15 protein-coding genes are annotated in these 17,071 nt (G+C 66.5%); 14 read left to right on the top strand and 1 reads right to left on the bottom strand.

From position 1 onward, the window contains the following. Window positions 1-13 precede the first annotated feature (13 nt). Window positions 14-331 carry a quaternary ammonium compound efflux SMR transporter SugE gene (gene sugE, locus AC6CIE_RS22830; RefSeq protein ID WP_175139258.1) on the bottom strand — a complete coding sequence of 106 codons (318 nt, stop codon included), beginning with the start codon at window positions 329-331 and terminating at the stop codon, window positions 14-16. Between the two features lie 207 nt (window positions 332-538). On the opposite strand from sugE, the gene panD reads away from it, so the two are divergent. The 14 genes from panD (at window position 539) to AC6CIE_RS22760 (ending at window position 16,965) form a co-directional block, all read left to right on the top strand. After that, window positions 539-907, top strand: a complete 369-nt coding sequence (gene panD / locus AC6CIE_RS22825) for an aspartate 1-decarboxylase (RefSeq protein WP_039883066.1) — start codon at window positions 539-541, stop codon at window positions 905-907. 69 nt (window positions 908-976) lie between these two features. Next, the gene (locus AC6CIE_RS22820) at window positions 977-2,023 is read left to right on the top strand and encodes a CDP-6-deoxy-delta-3,4-glucoseen reductase (protein ID WP_175139257.1); all 1,047 of its coding nucleotides are present in this window, start codon (window positions 977-979) and stop codon (window positions 2,021-2,023) included. 127 nt (window positions 2,024-2,150) lie between these two features. Next, window positions 2,151-3,407 carry a D-amino acid dehydrogenase gene (locus AC6CIE_RS22815; protein ID WP_498094132.1) on the top strand — a complete coding sequence of 419 codons (1,257 nt, stop codon included), beginning with the start codon at window positions 2,151-2,153 and terminating at the stop codon, window positions 3,405-3,407. A gap of 4 nt (window positions 3,408-3,411) precedes the next feature. Beyond that, window positions 3,412-4,752, top strand: a complete 1,341-nt coding sequence (locus tag AC6CIE_RS22810; RefSeq protein ID WP_175125053.1) for an extracellular solute-binding protein — start codon at window positions 3,412-3,414, stop codon at window positions 4,750-4,752. 210 nt (window positions 4,753-4,962) lie between these two features. Continuing rightward, window positions 4,963-5,874 (top strand): TrbG/VirB9 family P-type conjugative transfer protein, encoded by a 912-nt coding sequence (locus tag AC6CIE_RS22805; protein ID WP_498094130.1) that lies wholly within the window; start codon window positions 4,963-4,965, stop codon window positions 5,872-5,874. Continuing rightward, window positions 5,871-7,496: a hypothetical protein gene (locus AC6CIE_RS22800; RefSeq protein ID WP_498094180.1), complete on the top strand. Its 1,626-nt coding sequence runs from the start codon at window positions 5,871-5,873 to the stop codon at window positions 7,494-7,496. The genes AC6CIE_RS22805 and AC6CIE_RS22800 overlap by 4 nt, the downstream gene beginning before the upstream one ends. 2 nt (window positions 7,497-7,498) lie before the next feature. Next, window positions 7,499-8,860, top strand: a complete 1,362-nt coding sequence (locus tag AC6CIE_RS22795; protein WP_498094128.1) for a type IV pilus inner membrane component PilO — start codon at window positions 7,499-7,501, stop codon at window positions 8,858-8,860. Then, window positions 8,847-9,341 (top strand): hypothetical protein, encoded by a 495-nt coding sequence (locus AC6CIE_RS22790; RefSeq protein ID WP_498094126.1) that lies wholly within the window; start codon window positions 8,847-8,849, stop codon window positions 9,339-9,341. The genes AC6CIE_RS22795 and AC6CIE_RS22790 overlap by 14 nt, the downstream gene beginning before the upstream one ends. Continuing rightward, window positions 9,338-11,110, top strand: coding sequence for an ATPase, T2SS/T4P/T4SS family (locus AC6CIE_RS22785; protein WP_498094124.1), 1,773 nt, complete (start codon window positions 9,338-9,340; stop codon window positions 11,108-11,110). The genes AC6CIE_RS22790 and AC6CIE_RS22785 overlap by 4 nt, the downstream gene beginning before the upstream one ends. Next, window positions 11,103-12,239, top strand: coding sequence for a hypothetical protein (locus AC6CIE_RS22780; RefSeq protein WP_498094122.1), 1,137 nt, complete (start codon window positions 11,103-11,105; stop codon window positions 12,237-12,239). The genes AC6CIE_RS22785 and AC6CIE_RS22780 overlap by 8 nt, the downstream gene beginning before the upstream one ends. A 61-nt stretch (window positions 12,240-12,300) precedes the next feature. After that, window positions 12,301-12,918, top strand: a complete 618-nt coding sequence (locus AC6CIE_RS22775; protein ID WP_239214625.1) for a type 4 pilus major pilin — start codon at window positions 12,301-12,303, stop codon at window positions 12,916-12,918. A gap of 50 nt (window positions 12,919-12,968) precedes the next feature. Next, window positions 12,969-13,991, top strand: coding sequence for a type II secretion system protein (locus tag AC6CIE_RS22770; RefSeq protein ID WP_498094120.1), 1,023 nt, complete (start codon window positions 12,969-12,971; stop codon window positions 13,989-13,991). Window positions 13,992-14,071: 80 nt separating this feature from the next. After that, on the top strand, window positions 14,072-16,696 hold the full coding sequence (alaS, locus tag AC6CIE_RS22765) for an alanine--tRNA ligase (protein ID WP_498094118.1): 2,625 nt from the start codon (window positions 14,072-14,074) through the stop codon (window positions 16,694-16,696). Further along, window positions 16,696-16,965, top strand: coding sequence for a sulfurtransferase TusA family protein (locus AC6CIE_RS22760; RefSeq protein WP_498094116.1), 270 nt, complete (start codon window positions 16,696-16,698; stop codon window positions 16,963-16,965). The genes alaS and AC6CIE_RS22760 overlap by 1 nt, the downstream gene beginning before the upstream one ends. Window positions 16,966-17,071 lie beyond the last annotated feature (106 nt).

The raw sequence follows: 17,071 nt of genomic DNA, 5'->3' as shown, positions 1-17,071 counted from the left end.
CCCGGCCGGAGCCTTACGGCGTGGAAAGCTTCAGGCCCACGAGGCCCAGCACGATCAACGCGACGCTGGCGATTCGCAGCCAGCTCGCCGATTCCCCGAACAGCACGATGCCGGCCACAAAGGCGCCAATCGTGCCGATACCCACCCACACGGCGTAGGCCGTGCCCAGCGGCAGGGTTTTCATGGCCAGGGCCAGCAGCCAGAAACTGACCAGCATGCCGCCCACCGTAACGACGGACGGGCCAAGCCGGGTGAATCCGTGCGTGTATTTCAGGCCGACGGCCCAGACGATTTCAAATAGGCCAGCCAATACCAGGATGATCCAGGTCATTCACGACTCCCATGTTGCGTTGCCGGCAAGGCGCCGGCATAAATGGGGTCGTCCCCGGAAAACGCGCCAGCCGTTTGACTGTGCGCAGCAACGGGCCGTCCCGCTGCGGCAAAAATTATAGAATACCGGCTTTCGACGGCAAATCCGGATGCCGGGCATCAACCTTGCAACACTTCGCGGTCCGGGCCGCGAAACCAGGAATTTTCTATGCAACGCATCATGCTGCGGGCAAAGCTGCACCGCGTCACGGTCACCGAAGCCGACCTTCACTACGAAGGATCTTGCGGCATCGACGAAGACCTCCTCGACGCTGCCGGCATGCGCGAGTTCGAACGCATCGAACTCTACAACGTGACTAACGGTGAACGCTTCGACACCTACATCATCAAGGCGGCCCGCGGCAGCGGCGCCATCTCGCTGAACGGCGCGGCTGCGCGCCGGGCCCAGGTGGGCGACCTGCTCATCATCTGCACGTACGGTCCGATGTCCGAAGAAGATTCGGCCAAGCACAAGCCCCAGGTGGTGCTCGTGGACGACGCCAACCGCGTCAAGGAAATCCGCAAGTTCCCGGCATGACGCCGGGCCGGGCGGAGCGCCTTCCCGGCACAGCCGGATAGCGCTTCGTCGCCTCTGAACCGTTTCATCATGAGCTTCCAGGTCATCATCCAACCCAGCAAGCATCAATTCCCGGTCGAGCCCGGCCAGACCGTGCTCGACGCCGCGTTGGCGGCGGGCATCGTCCTGCCTTACAGCTGTCGCAACGGCGCGTGCTCCACCTGCAAGGGCAAAGTGGTGTCCGGGGAGTTCGACGCCGGCCAGTACCCCGCGCAGATCCTGTCGCCGGAAGAACTGGCCGACGGCTACACGCTGTTCTGCCAGGCCCGGCCGGAATCCGACCTCGTGGTCGAATCCACCGAGGTCCGGCTGGCAAGCGACATCCAGATTCGCAAGCTGCCGTCGCGCGTCCAGACCATGGAACGCGTCGCGCCGGACGTCACGGTCCTCAAGCTGCAATTGCCGGCTTCCGAACAGTTCCGCTATTACGCGGGCCAGTACGTCGAAATCATCCTGAAGGACGGCCGCCGCCGCAGCTATTCGATGGCTGGCGCGCCGCACACCGGCAGCCCGCTGGAGCTGCACATCCGGCACATGCCGGGGGGACTCTTCACCGATCACGTGTTCGGCGCCGGCGACACGCAGATGAAGGAACGCGAGATCCTGCGCCTGGAAGGGCCCTTCGGATCGTTCTTCCTGCGCGAAGACAGCGACAAGCCGATCGTTCTGCTGGCCAGCGGCACGGGCTTCGCGCCCGTCAAGGCGATCGTCGAACACATGATCCACAAGAACATCAACCGTCCGGTCGCGCTGTACTGGGGCGGCCGCCGTCCGCAAGACCTCTACATGGACGCGCTGGCGCAGTCCTGGTCCGCGCAACTGCCGAACTTCCGCTACGTGCCGGTGGTGTCCAATTCGCTGCAGGAAGACAACTGGACCGGCCGCACCGGCTTCGTCCACGAAGCCGTGATGCACGACATCGCGGATCTTTCCGGGCACCAGGTCTATGCCTGCGGCACGCCGCTGATGGTCGATGCGGCCCGCCGCGAGTTCAGCGCCCAGAACGGTCTGCCGCCGGAAGAGTTCTACGCGGACGCCTTCACGTCCGAGGCCGATCTGGCGAAGGCCGGGTCTTAAGTAATATGTTTTTTTATTACTTAGGCGGCTGCAAAGCGGCAAGGTAAACTGCTTTGGCAGCGGCCTGCCGGGGGTACGCGGACATCGGGTCCGCGCACGCAACCGGCATGCAAGGAGCGATGCGGGCATGAAAGTAGCGGTATTGGGTAGCGGCATTATCGGCATCTCCAGCGCCTGGTGGCTCAGCCAGGCGGGTCATGACGTCGTGGTCATAGACCGCTGCACCGGTCCCGCGCAGGAAACCAGCCTTGCCAATGGCGCGCAGATTTCCGTCTCCTACGCCGAGCCCTGGGCCAATCCCCAGGCGCCGATGAAGCTGCTCAAGTGGATGTTCCGCGACGACGCGCCGCTGCTGTTCCGTCCGCAACTGGACTGGCGGCAGTGGATGTGGGGCCTGGCATTCCTGCGCGAATGCCTGCCTGGCCGGCTGGCCCCCAACATCCGCGCCATGGTGCGCATGGCCGAATACAGCCGCGCCACCCTGCGCGGCATGCGCGCCGAACTCGGCATCCAGTACGACCACCTGGAACGCGGCATCCTGAATTTCTACCGCGATCCCCACGAATTCGAAAACTCCCAGCGTGCCGCCGGCCTGATGCGCGACTTCGGCGTCGAGCGCCGCGTCGTGAACACCGACGAAGTCATCGCCATCGAGCCCGCGCTGGCGCCGCATCGCGGCACGATCGTGGGCGGCGACTACACGCCCGAGGACGAAAGCGGGGACGTGCACCTCTTTACCGTCGCGCTGGCCGAACACTGCGCCCGCGCGGGCGTCGAATTCCAGTACAACACGCGTGCGACCCGGCTTCTGACGCAGGGCGGCGCGGTCACGGGCATCGAACTCATCCAGCCCGACGGCCGCTATGCCACGCTGTCGGCCGACGCCTATGTCGTCGCCATGGGCAGCTTCAGCCCCGCGATGCTGCGTCCCCTCGGCATTCCGTGCAACGTGTATCCGGCAAAGGGCTATTCGGCCACGTTCCCGGTGCGCAATCCGGGTGCGACCCCCACCGTCAGCCTGACGGACAGCAGCCACAAGATCGTCTTTTCGCGGCTGGGCGACCGGCTGCGCATGGCTGGCACGGCGGAACTTTCCGGCTATTCGCGCAGCCTGAATACCGGCCGTTGCGAGGCCCTGACCCGCCTTGCCAAAGAACTCTTTCCCGACGCGCTCGATTTCGAGCGCGTCAGCTATTGGTCGGGCCTGCGCCCGTCCACTCCCTCGAACGTGCCCATCATCGGCCGCAGCCGTATTCCGAATTTGTATATCAATACCGGACACGGTACGCTTGGCTGGACGATGGGTGTTGGCTCGGGCCGGGCATTGGCCGATCTGCTCAGTGGACGGCGGCCAGAACCGGAATTCCCTTTTCTTGGTCTGTGAACCTATGAAGAAACTGCAATTGGCGGGCGTTGCCCGCGCGATGTTCGCCAGCCGGCGTGCATGGGTGTTTGGCGCCGCGATGGCGATGGCCGGCGTGGCAAACGCCGCACCCGTCGAAATCCAGGTCTGGCACACCCTGACAGATGCAAACAAGGCCGAGTTCGAAAAGCTCGCCAAGCAATACAACAAGGAGCAGGACGACGTCAAAGTGACGCTGCGCGGCTTCGCGTCGCCGACTGCCCTGGAGCAAGAGGCGGTGTCCGCGGTCAAGGCCAAGAAGGGCCCGAACCTGCTGCAACTGTCCGATAACCACTCGCCCGAAGTCGTGGCCCAGCACAAAGCCGTGCTGCCGCTCTACGAACTGCTGGCCAAGTATCCGATCAAGGACTTGAACTGGTTCGTGCCGGCCACCAGCAGCTTTACCCGCGACAGCAAGGGCCGCCTGCTGGCTTTCCCCTGGATGGCCGAAGTGCCGGTGATGTTCTACAACACCGCCGCCTACAAGAAGGCTGGTCTCGATCCCAACAAGCCGGCGCGCACCTGGACCGCGCTGCAGGCCGAACTCCTGAAGCTGCGCGACGTGGCCGATATCGACTGCCCCTACGCGTCCAGCGATCAGGTCGCGGTCCACCTCGAGAACCTGGCGCCGGTCAACAACCAGCTGTTCACCAGCAACAACAACGGCCTGGACGCGGTCACCAAGAAATCCGCCGCGCCTGCCATGCAGTTCGACACGCTGTACATGCGCCACATCTCGCTGATGGTCAGCTGGAAGCGCTCGCTGCTGTTCACGGCGTATTCCGGCGACAACGCCTCCGACAAGCTGTTCGCCAAGGGCGAATGCGCCGTGCTGACGGCCAATTCGGGCGCGCTCGGCCAGTTCCTCGCCACCAAGTCGCTGTCCTTCGGCGTCTCGCCGCTGCCTTATTACGAGCAAGCCACTAAGGAGGGCGGCAAGCCCTTCGTCAGCGGTTCGGCGCTGTGGGCGCTTGAAGGCCATCCGCAGGCCCAGGAAAAGGCAACCGCGCAGTTCCTGGCGTGGCTGTCCAAGCCGGTGGTCGCCGCCGAATGGCATCAGCGCACGGGTTACCTGCCGCTGACCGAAGCCGCCTTCCGTGCCTCGGACGTGTCGTTCTACAGCAAGATCCCGGGCGCGCAGGCGTTCGTGGCTTCGATGAGCGCCAAGCCCGTCCAGAACGCACGCGGTTTCCGCATGGCCAACTACGAGCGCATCGAACCCGTGCTGAACAAGGAACTCACCGATGCCTTCGATGGCAAGGTGCCTCCCGTTTCTGCGCTGAACAACGCCGCCGCGCAGGCGCGCACCATTGCCACGCAGCGCTGATCGCGCCGCATAGCGGCGCGCTCTCGCAGCGCCGCGCAGCAGAAGAAAGCCTGGTCTACGGACCAGGCTTTTTTGTTGTCCGGATTCGTCGCGCGCGCGGGTGGATGAATCCATCCGTCCGTACATGCCAGTCTGGCGGCGCCTCCGGCGCTCGGCCACCATGCCGTTCAAGCGTGTCGCTTCCGATGCGCGCTTTGTTCGCGGTGAGGCATGGTACGAATCTTCTTTCTGGCGGCCGGGCTGTCTTGCCTGGGCGCATGCACGTGGTCGGGCCCGGGCTCAGGCCGAGACACAACCTCCTGGCCGGCGGCCAAGCCGTTCTCGCAAGGGTTCCGCTTCGACTGGCAACTATCCGGCGATCCCGCCGTCGCGCCGCTGCAGGTCTTCGACGACGGGCGCGAGACCTGGCTGCAATTCCAGCCGGGCCAGCCGTTGCCGGCCATCTTCGGTGCAGGCGATGGCGGCGAACTCCCGTTGCCTTATGTGCGCCGCGACCCTTACGTCGTGGTCGCTGGTGCATGGAAAGCACTGCGCTTTCGCGGCGGCAGGCTGACTGCTCGGGCGCAGCGGGCGCATGGTGCGGCGGACATTTCGTCGCCCTTGACCCAATCCGCCTCGCGTATGGTGCAGACCCCGGCAACTGCCGTAGATGCATCGCAGCGTCTGCGGGCGGATTTCACCTCGCACACCAAGCTCGTCGATGACTCGGGTCCGCGCTCGGATGGGGGCGCGCTGGCCGGCACAGAAGCGTCGAGCCGTCACGCCGCGCAGTCCGCCACGCTTACGGGCGCAACGTCCACCGACACGCACGTTGATGCGCAGGCTGCCCCGTTCCGGGCCGCGCCACCCGACGCCACGCTGCGCGCGGTCCTGGCGCGCTGGGCCGGCGCGTCGGGCTGGACGTTCGAACCACAGCATTGGGCCGTAGACGTCGATATCCCGCTGGCGGCCACGGCCGAATTCTCCGGCGACTTCAAAACGGCAGTGCGCGGGCTGCTCGGCGCCACCGAACTGGCCGACCGGCCGCTGCAACCCTGCTTCTATGGCAACCGCGTCCTGCGCGTCGTGCCGCTTGCGCAATCGTGCTCGCGGGCGGCCACGCCCAAAGGAGCCGCGGCATGAGGTTCCTTTCTTTTGCTTGCGCCACGCGCGCTCCGGCAACCAGAACGTTTGCCTGCACGGTGCTCTCGTGCGTTCTCGGTGGCTGTTCGGTGTCCGAGCAGGTCACGATCATGCAACGCGCGGCCAGCGGCCGGCATGCGGACGCCGCCACCCGCCATCAGGCCTTTGCGGACGGTTTGTCTGATCGGCAGGCTCGCATCGCCGCGCAGGAAGTCTCCACTCCCTGGCTGGCGGGCAAGCCGCAACCGCTCGCGCGCGAGGTCGCGCTGCCGCCCGCATTACGCGAAAACGTCAAAACCACGCTCATGCTGGCCGACGACGCAGATCTTTCCACGCTGGCGCAGCGCCTGACAGCCGCCACGGGCATTGCGGTTCGAGTGCGTCCCGACGCATTGCTTCCCCCCGACCAATTCCTGCCGCGTCTTGCCGTCAGCGGCGCGGTGGCTCTCGCCGCACCGGCGCGCATCGAAGTGCGGGCGGATCCTCAGCCGCTCGCCGATCTGCTCGACGCGCTGGCCGCACGCTTTTCGGTGCACTGGCGCTACGAACACAACGCGCTCGAGTTCTACCGCACCGAAACGCGCGTCTTCGATCTGCGCGCCCTGACGCTCGCCAGCAAGGTCGACGTGCGGCTCGGCCGCTCAGGCAGCGCGGAAGGCGAGGGCTTCGAAAGCACCTCCAACACGACGCTGGCCGCGGGCGAACACAACGCGCTGGCCATCCTGCGCGCAAACGTTCTGCCTTTCCTCACTCGATCCGGCGTTATTGCAGAGCCAGTGGAAGGCGCAGCCACGTTGGTCGTAACCGATACGCCGGACGCACTGGACCGGGTCGCACGCTATCTGGAACGCGAGAACAAGGCGTTGACCCGCCGTGTCCGCCTGCTTTTCGAAGAAATCACCTTTATCGCCAACACGGAAGCCACGGGGGGACTCGACTGGAATGCCCTTTATGCAGCCGCAGGCGCCACGGCGCGGCTGGCCGTGCCCGGCGTGCCGGCCACCGGCGCAGGGTTGCTCCAAGCCGCATCGAGCGCGGGACCATTCCAGGGCTCGCAGGCCATCGTGTCCGCCCTCAGTGCGATGGGTGCGGTCGTGCGGCACAGCAAGATTCCGGTTCTCACCTTGAACCGCCGGCCGGTCTCGCATGCCGTCAGGACCACGTTCTCCTACATTGATCGCGTGCAGAGCACTGCCATGCCCGGCATGACCGCCACTGGCGCGAACGGATCGCTGCCTGCCGTCTCGATCAGCCAAAAAGAAGAAACCGTCGGCTCGTTCCTGACCCTGGTGCCGGACATTCAGGAAGACGGGCAGATCCTGCTTTCCATCGCGTATGACAACGCGGTCGCGCAGCCCCTGAAAACAATCACCTTCGGCGAAAGCGCCAATCAGGTGCAAGTGCAGCAGATCACGGTCGATGGCAGCGGCACGGTACAGCAGATCGAACTGCGGCCGGGGCAGCCCATGATTGTGGCCGGCTTTGACCGCATGCAGGACCAGCACGATCGCCAACGGCTGGCGCCCGGACTGCCGCTGTTCGCGGGCGGCGTGGACCGCGCCGCCACTGAACGCCACACGACGCTGATCCTCGTGACGGCTCAGGTCGAGGAAGGGTACTGATCGTGAACCGGGCCCCTCAACTCCTGCTGATCGACTGCCCGGGCGCCGAACGAACGCTGGCATTCGGCTTGCGCTGGTTCGCGCTTATCGGTTCCAACGTCCCCAAGCTCGCGCGGTCGCGCGGACGGCGCCTGCGGGCCACGCATTACGTGGTGGGCGGATCGCCCGCCATGGTCGCGGGCTATGGACGCACCCGCGCCGGAATCCGGGGCGCGCGATTCAAGCGCCGCGCCGGCGCACCGGCCGCGATGCCGCCGCAGTCGGCCGCGCAGTTGTTTGCCTTGCTGTACCCGGAGGGCGGTCATAGCCTGGTTCGGCTGCCGGACGGGCGCCATTGGCTTGTCGCCGCGCACGGCGGCGCAGTCCTCTCGCAGACCGACCGGGTGTTCGGTTCGCTTGACGAAGCCCAGCAGGAACAGCGGGCGCTGCTCGCGCAGCGTCCGTCCCTCGCGGAGCGCGCGCCGGACCAGGTGTGGTCCGCGTTGATTCAGGCCGTGGATGCCGGCGCCGCGCTTACCGCGCTGCCCTCGCGCTGGGCCGAGCTGCCCGTCGCATTGCGTCTCTTTCTGGCCTGCGTCGGGCTTGCCGCGGCAGCGCCGCCGCTATGGAACGCCGGCGCCAGCACGTTCTCGCAAAGACAGGCAGCGCCGCCGCAGCCCGTTGCCGTTCGGGACCCGGTGGCCGATGCCTACGAGGCGATGTTGCGCGCCACCACAGTCCAGCCGCCGACGGAGCTGACGCGCCTGCTCGCAAGCGTGGCGGCGCTGCCGGTGCAGGTGCAGGGCTGGGCGTTGCGGCGCGCGCACTGCGACGCTGGCGCGCAGCATTGGAATTGCGCGGCCGTGTACGCCCGCGTTCACCCATTGGCCACGAATCATGGCCTGCACGCGTTGTTGCCAGCGGGCTGGCAGGTGTCGTTCAAGCCGCTCGAGGAAGCCACGCTGGCGTGGCGCCTGGCGTCCGAGCCGATCCGGATTGCCGACATGACGTTGCCTTCGTCGCTGCACGTCGACACGCGTGTGGCGGGCGGACTGCAAGGACTACGCCCAGCATTTGCTTCCGTCGCGCTGTCGCATTCCGTGCCGCTCCTGCCGCATGGGCCTCGCCAGCCTACGGGCCAGCAGCCGGCGGCCAGGCAGGCGAGCGCAGTGCAATCCAATCCAGCACGGACGGGCATGCCCGTCGTGCGGCGGCGCAGTCTGGCCTTGCATGGGCCATTGCGGTCCATGGCGTTGATGCCGGGGCCGGTATCCGCGGCACGCTGGTCGCGCCTCGTGGTGACCGTGCAGCCGCAACCGCGGCCCAGCCTCGTGGCCAGTGCGCTAGTGGCCGAATTGCAGGGAGAACTTTATGAACAGGAATGAGCTTTGCATCCCGCGCCGGTGCGTAGCCCGGCGAACGCTTGCCGGTATCGCACTGAGCGCCGCGGTGGTATCGGCAGGCCATGCGCAAGGCGTGGATCCGGCGTCCGCGCCGCAACCTTGGCCCGAGGTGGAAACCGTACGCACGTTGCTGCGCGCGGACGCGGCGGCCGCGATGTCCGACTGCCAAATCCCGGGTCTTTGCACGATGAACGAAGGGAAAGGCCTGATGGCGCCGCCCGCGGGACGCCCGGCGGACGACATACGCGTGACCGCAATCTTCGGCACGGCCAGCCGCTTGAACGTTGACATCGTCGTCAATGGCACGATGCAGCGCTATCGGGCTGGCCGCGCCGATCCCGTGGCAGGAGGCAGCCTGGCCGCGCCTTATCGTCTGCTGGCGATCGACGGCGCCTGCGTCCGCGTGCAGCGCGACGGCCGCGACCAGACCGCGTGCCTTGACGCCGGGGGCGGACACCCATGACGACGCAGACCCAGCCCATCGCGGACACGCTCGTTCGCCCGCCCGAGCTGCATACGCCTGAAGACGTCGCTGGCATGGATCCCGCCTTTGTGCGCGCTCTGAGCCGTCAGTTTGATCTGGCTGCGCTGGCCGGACGCTTGTGCCCGGTCCTGCTCGAGGGCGGCCTGGCCGCGATCTTCGCCGTCAAGGAATACACCGTCGGCGATCAGATCGACGAGGTCGAGCGCATGGTGAAGGCGGCTGGCTATCGCATGGCAAGTCCCGCGCGATACGTCGTCCCGGCGCCGCTCCTGCTGATGATCGCGCGCGGCCAGTACACGGCGCCCAGTCCCGGGCGCTCAGCGCGGGCCAACCCGGCCGAACGCGCCTCGGCGCTCGCTGCCCTGTTTCTCGACATCGTCCGCTGGGGCGTGGTTCAAGGCGCCAGCGACGTCCACATCAACGTGGACCAGCGGCGTGACGCCAGCGAAATTCGCTACACCATCCACGGCGAGTACGTCGGCTCCGACCGTTTCGCCGGCCTGTCCAGCGCCACGCTGCTCGAAGTCCTTGCCGTGGCGTGGATGGACGTACGCGGCGGCAATGGCGCCGTGTTCGATCCGGCGCTCGAGCAGCAGGGGCGCATTTCGCTAACCGTGGACGCGGCGCCCATCGTGCTGCGCTGGGCGTCGCTGGCGGCGGACGCGGGGCCTTCCGTGTGCCTGCGGATCCTGCGGTTGGACGCAACCGTCAACGGCGACCTCCTGGCCTTGGGATACCTGCCCGGCCAGGCCGAAACCCTGTTGCGAGTGCGTGAGCGCGAGGGTGGGGCCATCGTGCTGGCGGGCGTGGTCGGCTCGGGCAAGTCCACCACCATCGCCGCGCTGATGCGCGGCATCGCGTCCACGCGCAAGGTCATCACGCTTGAAGACCCGGTGGAATACCACATTGGCAACGCGTTGCAGAACACGCTGACGGGCGCGCTGGCGGACGCGGCGTGGCCGACGCTGGATGCCAAGCTCAAGACCATCAAGCGCTCGGCGATGAACGACCTGCTGATCGGCGAGATCCGCGACACGCAGACCGGCCGCGCGTTCATGGATCTCGCCAGTTCCGGCGTCAGCCTGTACGCCACGACACACGCCGGATCGGCCGCGATGATTCCCGAGCGCCTGGCGTCCGACGCCATAGGCGTGTCACGCGAGTTTCTTGCGTCGCCCGGCATCCTGAAGCTCTTGATCTATCAGACGCTGCTGCCACGCCTGTGCCCCGGCTGCGCGTTGCCCGTCGACAGCCTGTGGTCGGGCGTCCACGCTCGGCATGCGCAAGCATGGGACTGGCGCGGCTGGGTGCTGGGGATGCAAGACGCGTTCGATCTGCACACCGAGTCGCTCCGGGTCAGAAACGAAGCAGGCTGCCCCGCGTGCCGGCGGGATCACATGCCGGAATTGAACGGAACGGCGGGACGCAGCGTTGCCGCCGAAATGATCGAACCCGATCGCGTGCCGGGCTTTCTAGACCAAGTGCGGCAGCGCGACAACCACGCACTGAAGCAACAGTTCCAGCCTGCCACGCGCAGTGCGTGGCGAGACGCCGGCACGCGCGGCGCGCGGGCGCTGGATTGCGCGCTGTATCGGACGAGCCTGGGAGAGATCGATCCACGCACGCTGTTGCGCCGGTTCGAATTGCCCATCGTGCCCAGCCTGCGCACGGGATCGGCCGCTCCGCTACAGCCCGCGGCGCTTGCGCAGGCCGGCACGGCCCTCTCTGATGGAGCGCACTATGGCTGATCTCGCGTTGCGGGCATCGCGCGGGTCCTTGCGGTCAGCAGGTACACGCCAGCTACGGCTGGACGCGCTGCGCTTTCGGCCGCAGCGCGCGGATTATTACGAATATCTGGCGGATGTCGTCGAAGGCACGCAAGGCCGAAAGAGCCTGCGCGACATCTTCGAGGACGACGCCAGCCGTTACGGGCCCGAGACGGTGCGCGGCCGCCTCTGTCAGCACTGGGCTGCCGCGTATCTGGGCGCCGGCGGAGACCTGGGCGTCGCCTGGTCCGACACGCTGCCGCACGACGAATGCCTGCTGCTCAGTTGCGTGCAGGAAGAAGGCGGCGATCTGCCCGCGGCGCTGCGCGATCTGGCGCGCGCCGTCCGCCTGGCGTCCGAGGCTTGGTCGGCATTGCTGTCGGCAGCCGCCACGGGCGTCGTTGCCGCCTTGGTGGCCCTCGCGTTGCTGTGCGCCATTCCGTTCTTCAGCGTGCCACGGCTGCAGCAGGTCTTCCAGGCCGTGCCCGCCGAAGACTATGCGTCGCTCACGCGCGGGCTGTTCGCTTTGGCGGGCGGCCTGAAGCAGTGGCTTGCGCTGTGGGTCGTCCTGATATTTGGCGTGGTCATGCTCGCCCTCTGGTCGCTGGCGAACTTCACCGGCGATCTTCGCGCCGTGCTCGACCGTTGGCTGCTCTGGCGGCTGTATCGCGATTTCCAGGCCATCCGCTTTCTGTCGCTGCTGGCCGTGCTCATCCGGCAGCACGGCGCGGCCGACACGCGATTGCGCCGCGCGCTGGCCGTGCAGGCGCGCGACGCCTCGCCGTGGCTGCTCTCGCATCTGCACGCCATGCTTGGCCGCATCGACGCAGGCGCCAGCGGCGCAGAAATCTTCGGCACCGGACTGCTGGACTCCCAAACGTGGTGGTACATGGCGGACCTGATGGACGCGCTCGGCGTCGAGCCGGGCCTGGCCCGCGTGCGCCAGCGCGTCGAGGTCCGCCTGTTGGCCCGGGTGCGGCGCCAGGCGCTCGTGCTGCGCTGGTGCTTGCTGATCCTTTCCCTGGCCTCGGTGCTGGGCATCACGCTGTGGCATTACGCGGTGATAGACGAGCTGCGTCAAGCACTGACCAATTTCTATGCCAGCCAGTAGTGCTCCGCGGGTTGGCGGAAACGGCGCGGCTCGCCGCGCACTTTAATCAATGAGGATATTCATGAACGCAGTCAGTCTGTCCCGATCCCTTGGTGCGAACCAGCGTGGATTTTCCTTGATGGAAGTGTCCATCGTCACGGCCATCGTCCTGCTCATCGCCATCGTCGGCATCCCTGCCATTGGCGGGTATGTCATTGAAAACAAAGTGCCGAAGGTCGGCGAAGAATTGCAGCGGTTCATCGCCAGCATGAAGATCAACGCGCAAGGCGGTGGCGTGACACCGTACACGGGGCTGGACACCGGCGCCCTGGCCAACGCGCTGCGCGACTCTACGGTGCTCTCGGTGCAGGGCGCGGGCGCCGCGGCGAGCGTGGCGCACGGCCTGGGCGGCTCCGGCACCGGCGGCAGCGGCGTAGTGCAGGTCGAGCCCGCGTCCGTCGATGGCGCGGGGATGGGCTCGGCGTTCACGCTCACGCTCACCAATGTCAGCCACGCAGCCTGCCCAGCGCTCGCGTCCGTGCTTCAACGGGTGTCGGAAATCATCTCCATCAGCGGCAGCAGCGGCGCCAAGGTCGTCAAGGATTCAATCACCAATCCCGCGACGCCATACCGCGCCGCGCAGGCCCAGGCGCAGTGCAGCCAGGGCGACGTAAACACTTTTGTCTTCACTGCACGATGAGCGCGCACCGGGAGGTTCGGCTTTTCCCGGCGGGGCGTCGGCGTCCGTTGGTGTCCCGGCAGCAGGCAGGCTTTTCGCTCATCGGCCTGGCGCTGGCGCTGGCCATCACCACGGCCATCGCCATCTGGGCATCCAACGCGGTCGTCCACGGCATCGAGGCATCTGCCGCCCGTTCAACGGGCGTTTGGCTGACGCAGATCCGGCTGGCGGTGACGGATATGCTGCCCCGGCACTCCGAGGCGCTGGCCAAGGGGGAGCCTCCTCAGGACAGCCAGGGCCAGCCGCTGTTCGCCGATGCGCAGCGGCCCACGCTTTCCGAGCTTCGGGTGCAAGGCCACCTGCCTGCGGACTTTCCCGACCGGTCGGCGCTGGGTTTCGGCGCGGACATCCGGCTCCTGCGCAGCCAGGCCTGTCCCGACGAGCCTTGCCGGATCGACGGCGTCGTCGCTGCCGACAAACCTTTGCTGAAAAAGGGGACGCAATTGCCGGACGAGGTCGCCATGGCTTCGGTCATCGCGTCCGCGGGCGGCTATGGCGGGGCCGTCTGGCCGCAAGCGCCGTTCCAGTTGCGAGGCGCCGCCTATGCGTTTCCCAACCCGCCGGCGGTCGACGCGCTCGCGTATCCGCCTGGCACGCTTGCCCTGTGGGCGGGCGCTGGCGCCGGGCAGCCTGACATGAGCGGCTATGTGAAGATGCGCGACACCCGCGATCCGGATCTGCAAGGCAATCTATCTGTCGCAGGCAACGTGGACGCCGGTGGTTACGTCACCGTCGGAGCCCGGGAGATCCCAGGCCATGCCTGCGGCGTTTCAGGCGGAACGCTGGCCACCTCGGCCGCCGGTCAGCTGCTTTCCTGCGAATCCGGCATCTGGACGCAGGCAAGCGGAGGCTTTGGGGGCGCCTACAGCACCAACTATCCGCTCGGCTGCTTCCATTACACGGGCTTGTCTACGGCCAATCCTCGCACGGGCCAGTGTTCCTGCCCGCCCGGCTACGCCGAGGTCATCGTGTCCGCCGGCGGAAAATGGACGGAAACCGAGGGCTGGACCACGGGTTTCGTCTGCGTCCGATGATGGCCATTCCGCCCATATCCCGCGTATCCCCGCCAACCCTCTATAATTGGCGATTCGCCCTAAATTCTGCTTCATCCACGATGAAATCCTCCGAGATTCGCCAGCAGTTCCTGCAATTCTTCAAGTCCAAGGGACACACCATTGTTCCCTCGTCGTCGCTCGTCCCGGGCAACGACCCGACCCTGCTCTTCACCAATTCGGGCATGGTCCAGTTCAAGGACGTCTTCACGGGCAAGGAATCGCGGTCGTACACGCGTGCCACCTCGTCGCAGCGCAGTGTGCGCGCCGGGGGCAAGCACAACGACCTGGAGAACGTGGGCTACACCGCCCGCCACCACACGTTCTTCGAAATGCTGGGCAATTTCAGCTTTGGCGACTACTTCAAGCGCGACGCCATCCAGTACGCCTGGGAGCTGTTGACGCAGGTCTACAAGCTGCCGGCGGAAAAGCTCTGGGTGACGGTCTACCAGGAAGACGACGAGGCCTACGACATCTGGGCCAAGGAAGTGGGCGTGCCGACCGAGCGCATCATCCGCATCGGCGACAACAAGGGCGCACGCTACGCGTCCGACAACTTCTGGCAGATGGCGGACACCGGCCCCTGCGGTCCGTGCTCCGAAATCTTCTTTGACCACGGCCCCGAGATCTGGGGCGGCCCTCCGGGATCCCCCGAAGAAGACGGCGACCGCTACATCGAAATCTGGAACCTGGTGTTCATGCAGTTCGAACGCGACGCCGCCGGCAACATGCCGCGCCTGCCGCGTCCCTGTGTCGACACCGGCATGGGTCTGGAACGCATCGCCGCCGTCCTGCAGCATGTGCATTCCAACTACGAAATCGATCTCTTCCAGCATCTGATCGCCGCCGCCGCGCGCGAAACCGGCATCAAGGACCTCGAAGACAACTCGCTCAAGGTCATCGCAGACCACATCCGCGCCTGCTCGTTCCTCATCGTCGACGGCGTGATTCCCAGCAACGAAGGCCGTGGCTACGTGCTGCGCCGCATCGTGCGCCGCGCGCTGCGCCACGGCTACAAGCTGGGCCAGACCAAACCCTTCTTCCATCGCCTGGTGCCGGATCTCGTCGCCGAAATGGGCGAGGCCTACCCGGAACTGGCCGCCGCTGCGGATCGCGTGGCCCAGGTCCTCAAGCAGGAAGAAGAACGCTTCGGCGAAACCCTCGAACACGGCATGCGCATCCTGGACACCGCCTTGGCCAACGTGCCCAAGGGCGGCGTGCTGGACGGCACCACGCTGTTCACGCTGTACGACACCTACGGCTTCCCGGTCGACCTCACGGCCGACATCTGCCGTGAACGCGAAGTCGAAGTCGACATGGCTGGCTTTGAAGTCGCCATGGAACGCCAGCGTGACCAGGCCCGCGCGGCCGGCAAGTTCAAGATGGCCGAAGGCCTCAGCTACGAAGGCGCCGAAACGCGTTTCGAAGGCTACGAAAAGCTTGAGCTGGACAACGTCAAGGTCACGTCCCTGTACGTGGACGGCACGCAGGTGCAGGAAGTCAAGGCCGGCCAAAGCGCCGTCGTCGTGCTGGACGCCACCCCGTTCTATGCGGAGTCGGGCGGCCAGGTCGGCGATACCGGTCTGCTCGAAGCCGATGGCGTGCGCTTTGCCGTCGCCGACACGCTCAAGATCCAGTCCGGCGTGTTCGGCCATCACGGCACGCTGGAATCCGGCTCGCTGGCCGTCGGCGACACGCTGCTGGCCCGCGTGGACGCCGTCCGCCGCGCCCGCACGGTGCGCAACCACTCGGCCACGCACCTGATGCACAAGGCGTTGCGCCAAGTGCTGGGCGCGCACGTGCAGCAGCGCGGCTCGCTCGTCGATCCCGACAAGACCCGTTTCGACTTCGCGCAGGATGCGCCGCTGACGGCTGAGCAGATCGCACGCGTCGAAGCCATCGTCAACGCCGAAGTCCTGGCCAACCATCCCACCGTTGCCCAGGTCATGGGCTACGACGATGCGGTCAAGGGCGGCGCCATGGCGCTGTTCGGTGAAAAATACGGCGACACCGTGCGCGTGCTCGACATCGGCTTCTCGCGCGAACTCTGCGGCGGCACGCACGTCACCCGCACGGGCGACATCGGCCTGTTCAAGATCGTGTCCGAAGGCGGCGTGGCCGCGGGCGTCCGCCGCATCGAAGCCATCACCGGCGACAATGCGCTGGCTTGGGTGCAGAACCAGAACGCCTTGCTGACCCAGGTGGCCGGCATGCTGCGCAGCACCCCAGCCGATCTGCCGGCGCGCATTGCGCAGGTGCAAGACCAGGTCAAGACGCTCGAAAAGGAACTGGAGCAGTCGCGCAACAAGCTCGCGGCCAGCGCCGGCAATGACCTGGCCTCCAGCGCCGCGGTCGACGTCAAGGGCATCAAGGTTCTGGCGGCCAGCATCGGCGACGTCGATCCCAAGGCGCTGCGCGGCATGGTCGACAACCTGAAAGATCGCCTGAAGCCGGCCGTCGTGCTGCTGGCCACCGGCTCGGCCGATGGCAAGATCAGCGTGGTCGGTGGCGTCACCGCCGACCTGACCGACCGCATCAAGGCGGGCGATCTGGTGGGCTTTGTCGCCAGCCAGGTTGGCGGCAAGGGCGGTGGCCGTCCCGACATGGCCATGGGCGGCGGCACGGATATCGCTGCGCTGCCCGCAGCCATCGCTGGCGTGCAGAAGTGGGTGGACGAGCGCCTCTGATGAGCGACGTCGATTTCCGTCTCGATGTCGGCGCCGAGGCGCCGGTGTTCGACCAAGACGTCGATGCAAGCGGGCTGACGTGCCCCTTGCCCATCCTGCGCGCCAAGAAGGCGCTTGCAACGATGGCAAGCGGGCAGGTGGTGCGCGTCATCACGACGGACCGCAATGCGATCCGCGATTTTCAGGCGTTTGCGCGTCAGACCGGCAATGCGCTGGTCGCGCAGCAAGAGGCCGACGGTCGCTGCGTGCATTTCCTGCGCCGGCGCTAGCCGGGCGGGCAGTCGCTTCATGAACAGGGCCCGCTTGAAAGCGGGCCTTGTTCTTTGCGGGCGTCAGTATGGCGAATTTTTTTGCCTTTTTGGGGCGGCCCTTTAT

This window comes from Achromobacter sp. GQ309, from assembly GCF_059759315.1.
This window is presented reverse-complemented; position numbering and strand designations above follow the sequence as displayed.

Coding starts and splice junctions, on each gene's coding strand:
- alaS (WP_498094118.1), top strand. CDS start 14,072: ATGAAATCCTCCGAGATTCGCCAGCAGTTCCTGCAATTCTTCAAGTCC.
- AC6CIE_RS22780 (WP_498094122.1), top strand. CDS start 11,103: ATGGCTGATCTCGCGTTGCGGGCATCGCGCGGGTCCTTGCGGTCAGCA.
- AC6CIE_RS22800 (WP_498094180.1), top strand. CDS start 5,871: ATGAGGTTCCTTTCTTTTGCTTGCGCCACGCGCGCTCCGGCAACCAGA.
- AC6CIE_RS22785 (WP_498094124.1), top strand. CDS start 9,338: ATGACGACGCAGACCCAGCCCATCGCGGACACGCTCGTTCGCCCGCCC.
- AC6CIE_RS22790 (WP_498094126.1), top strand. CDS start 8,847: ATGAACAGGAATGAGCTTTGCATCCCGCGCCGGTGCGTAGCCCGGCGA.
- panD (WP_039883066.1), top strand. CDS start 539: ATGCAACGCATCATGCTGCGGGCAAAGCTGCACCGCGTCACGGTCACC.
- AC6CIE_RS22805 (WP_498094130.1), top strand. CDS start 4,963: ATGGTACGAATCTTCTTTCTGGCGGCCGGGCTGTCTTGCCTGGGCGCA.
- AC6CIE_RS22760 (WP_498094116.1), top strand. CDS start 16,696: ATGAGCGACGTCGATTTCCGTCTCGATGTCGGCGCCGAGGCGCCGGTG.
- sugE (WP_175139258.1), bottom strand. CDS start 331: ATGACCTGGATCATCCTGGTATTGGCTGGCCTATTTGAAATCGTCTGG.
- AC6CIE_RS22820 (WP_175139257.1), top strand. CDS start 977: ATGAGCTTCCAGGTCATCATCCAACCCAGCAAGCATCAATTCCCGGTC.
- AC6CIE_RS22775 (WP_239214625.1), top strand. CDS start 12,301: ATGAACGCAGTCAGTCTGTCCCGATCCCTTGGTGCGAACCAGCGTGGA.
- AC6CIE_RS22815 (WP_498094132.1), top strand. CDS start 2,151: ATGAAAGTAGCGGTATTGGGTAGCGGCATTATCGGCATCTCCAGCGCC.
- AC6CIE_RS22810 (WP_175125053.1), top strand. CDS start 3,412: ATGAAGAAACTGCAATTGGCGGGCGTTGCCCGCGCGATGTTCGCCAGC.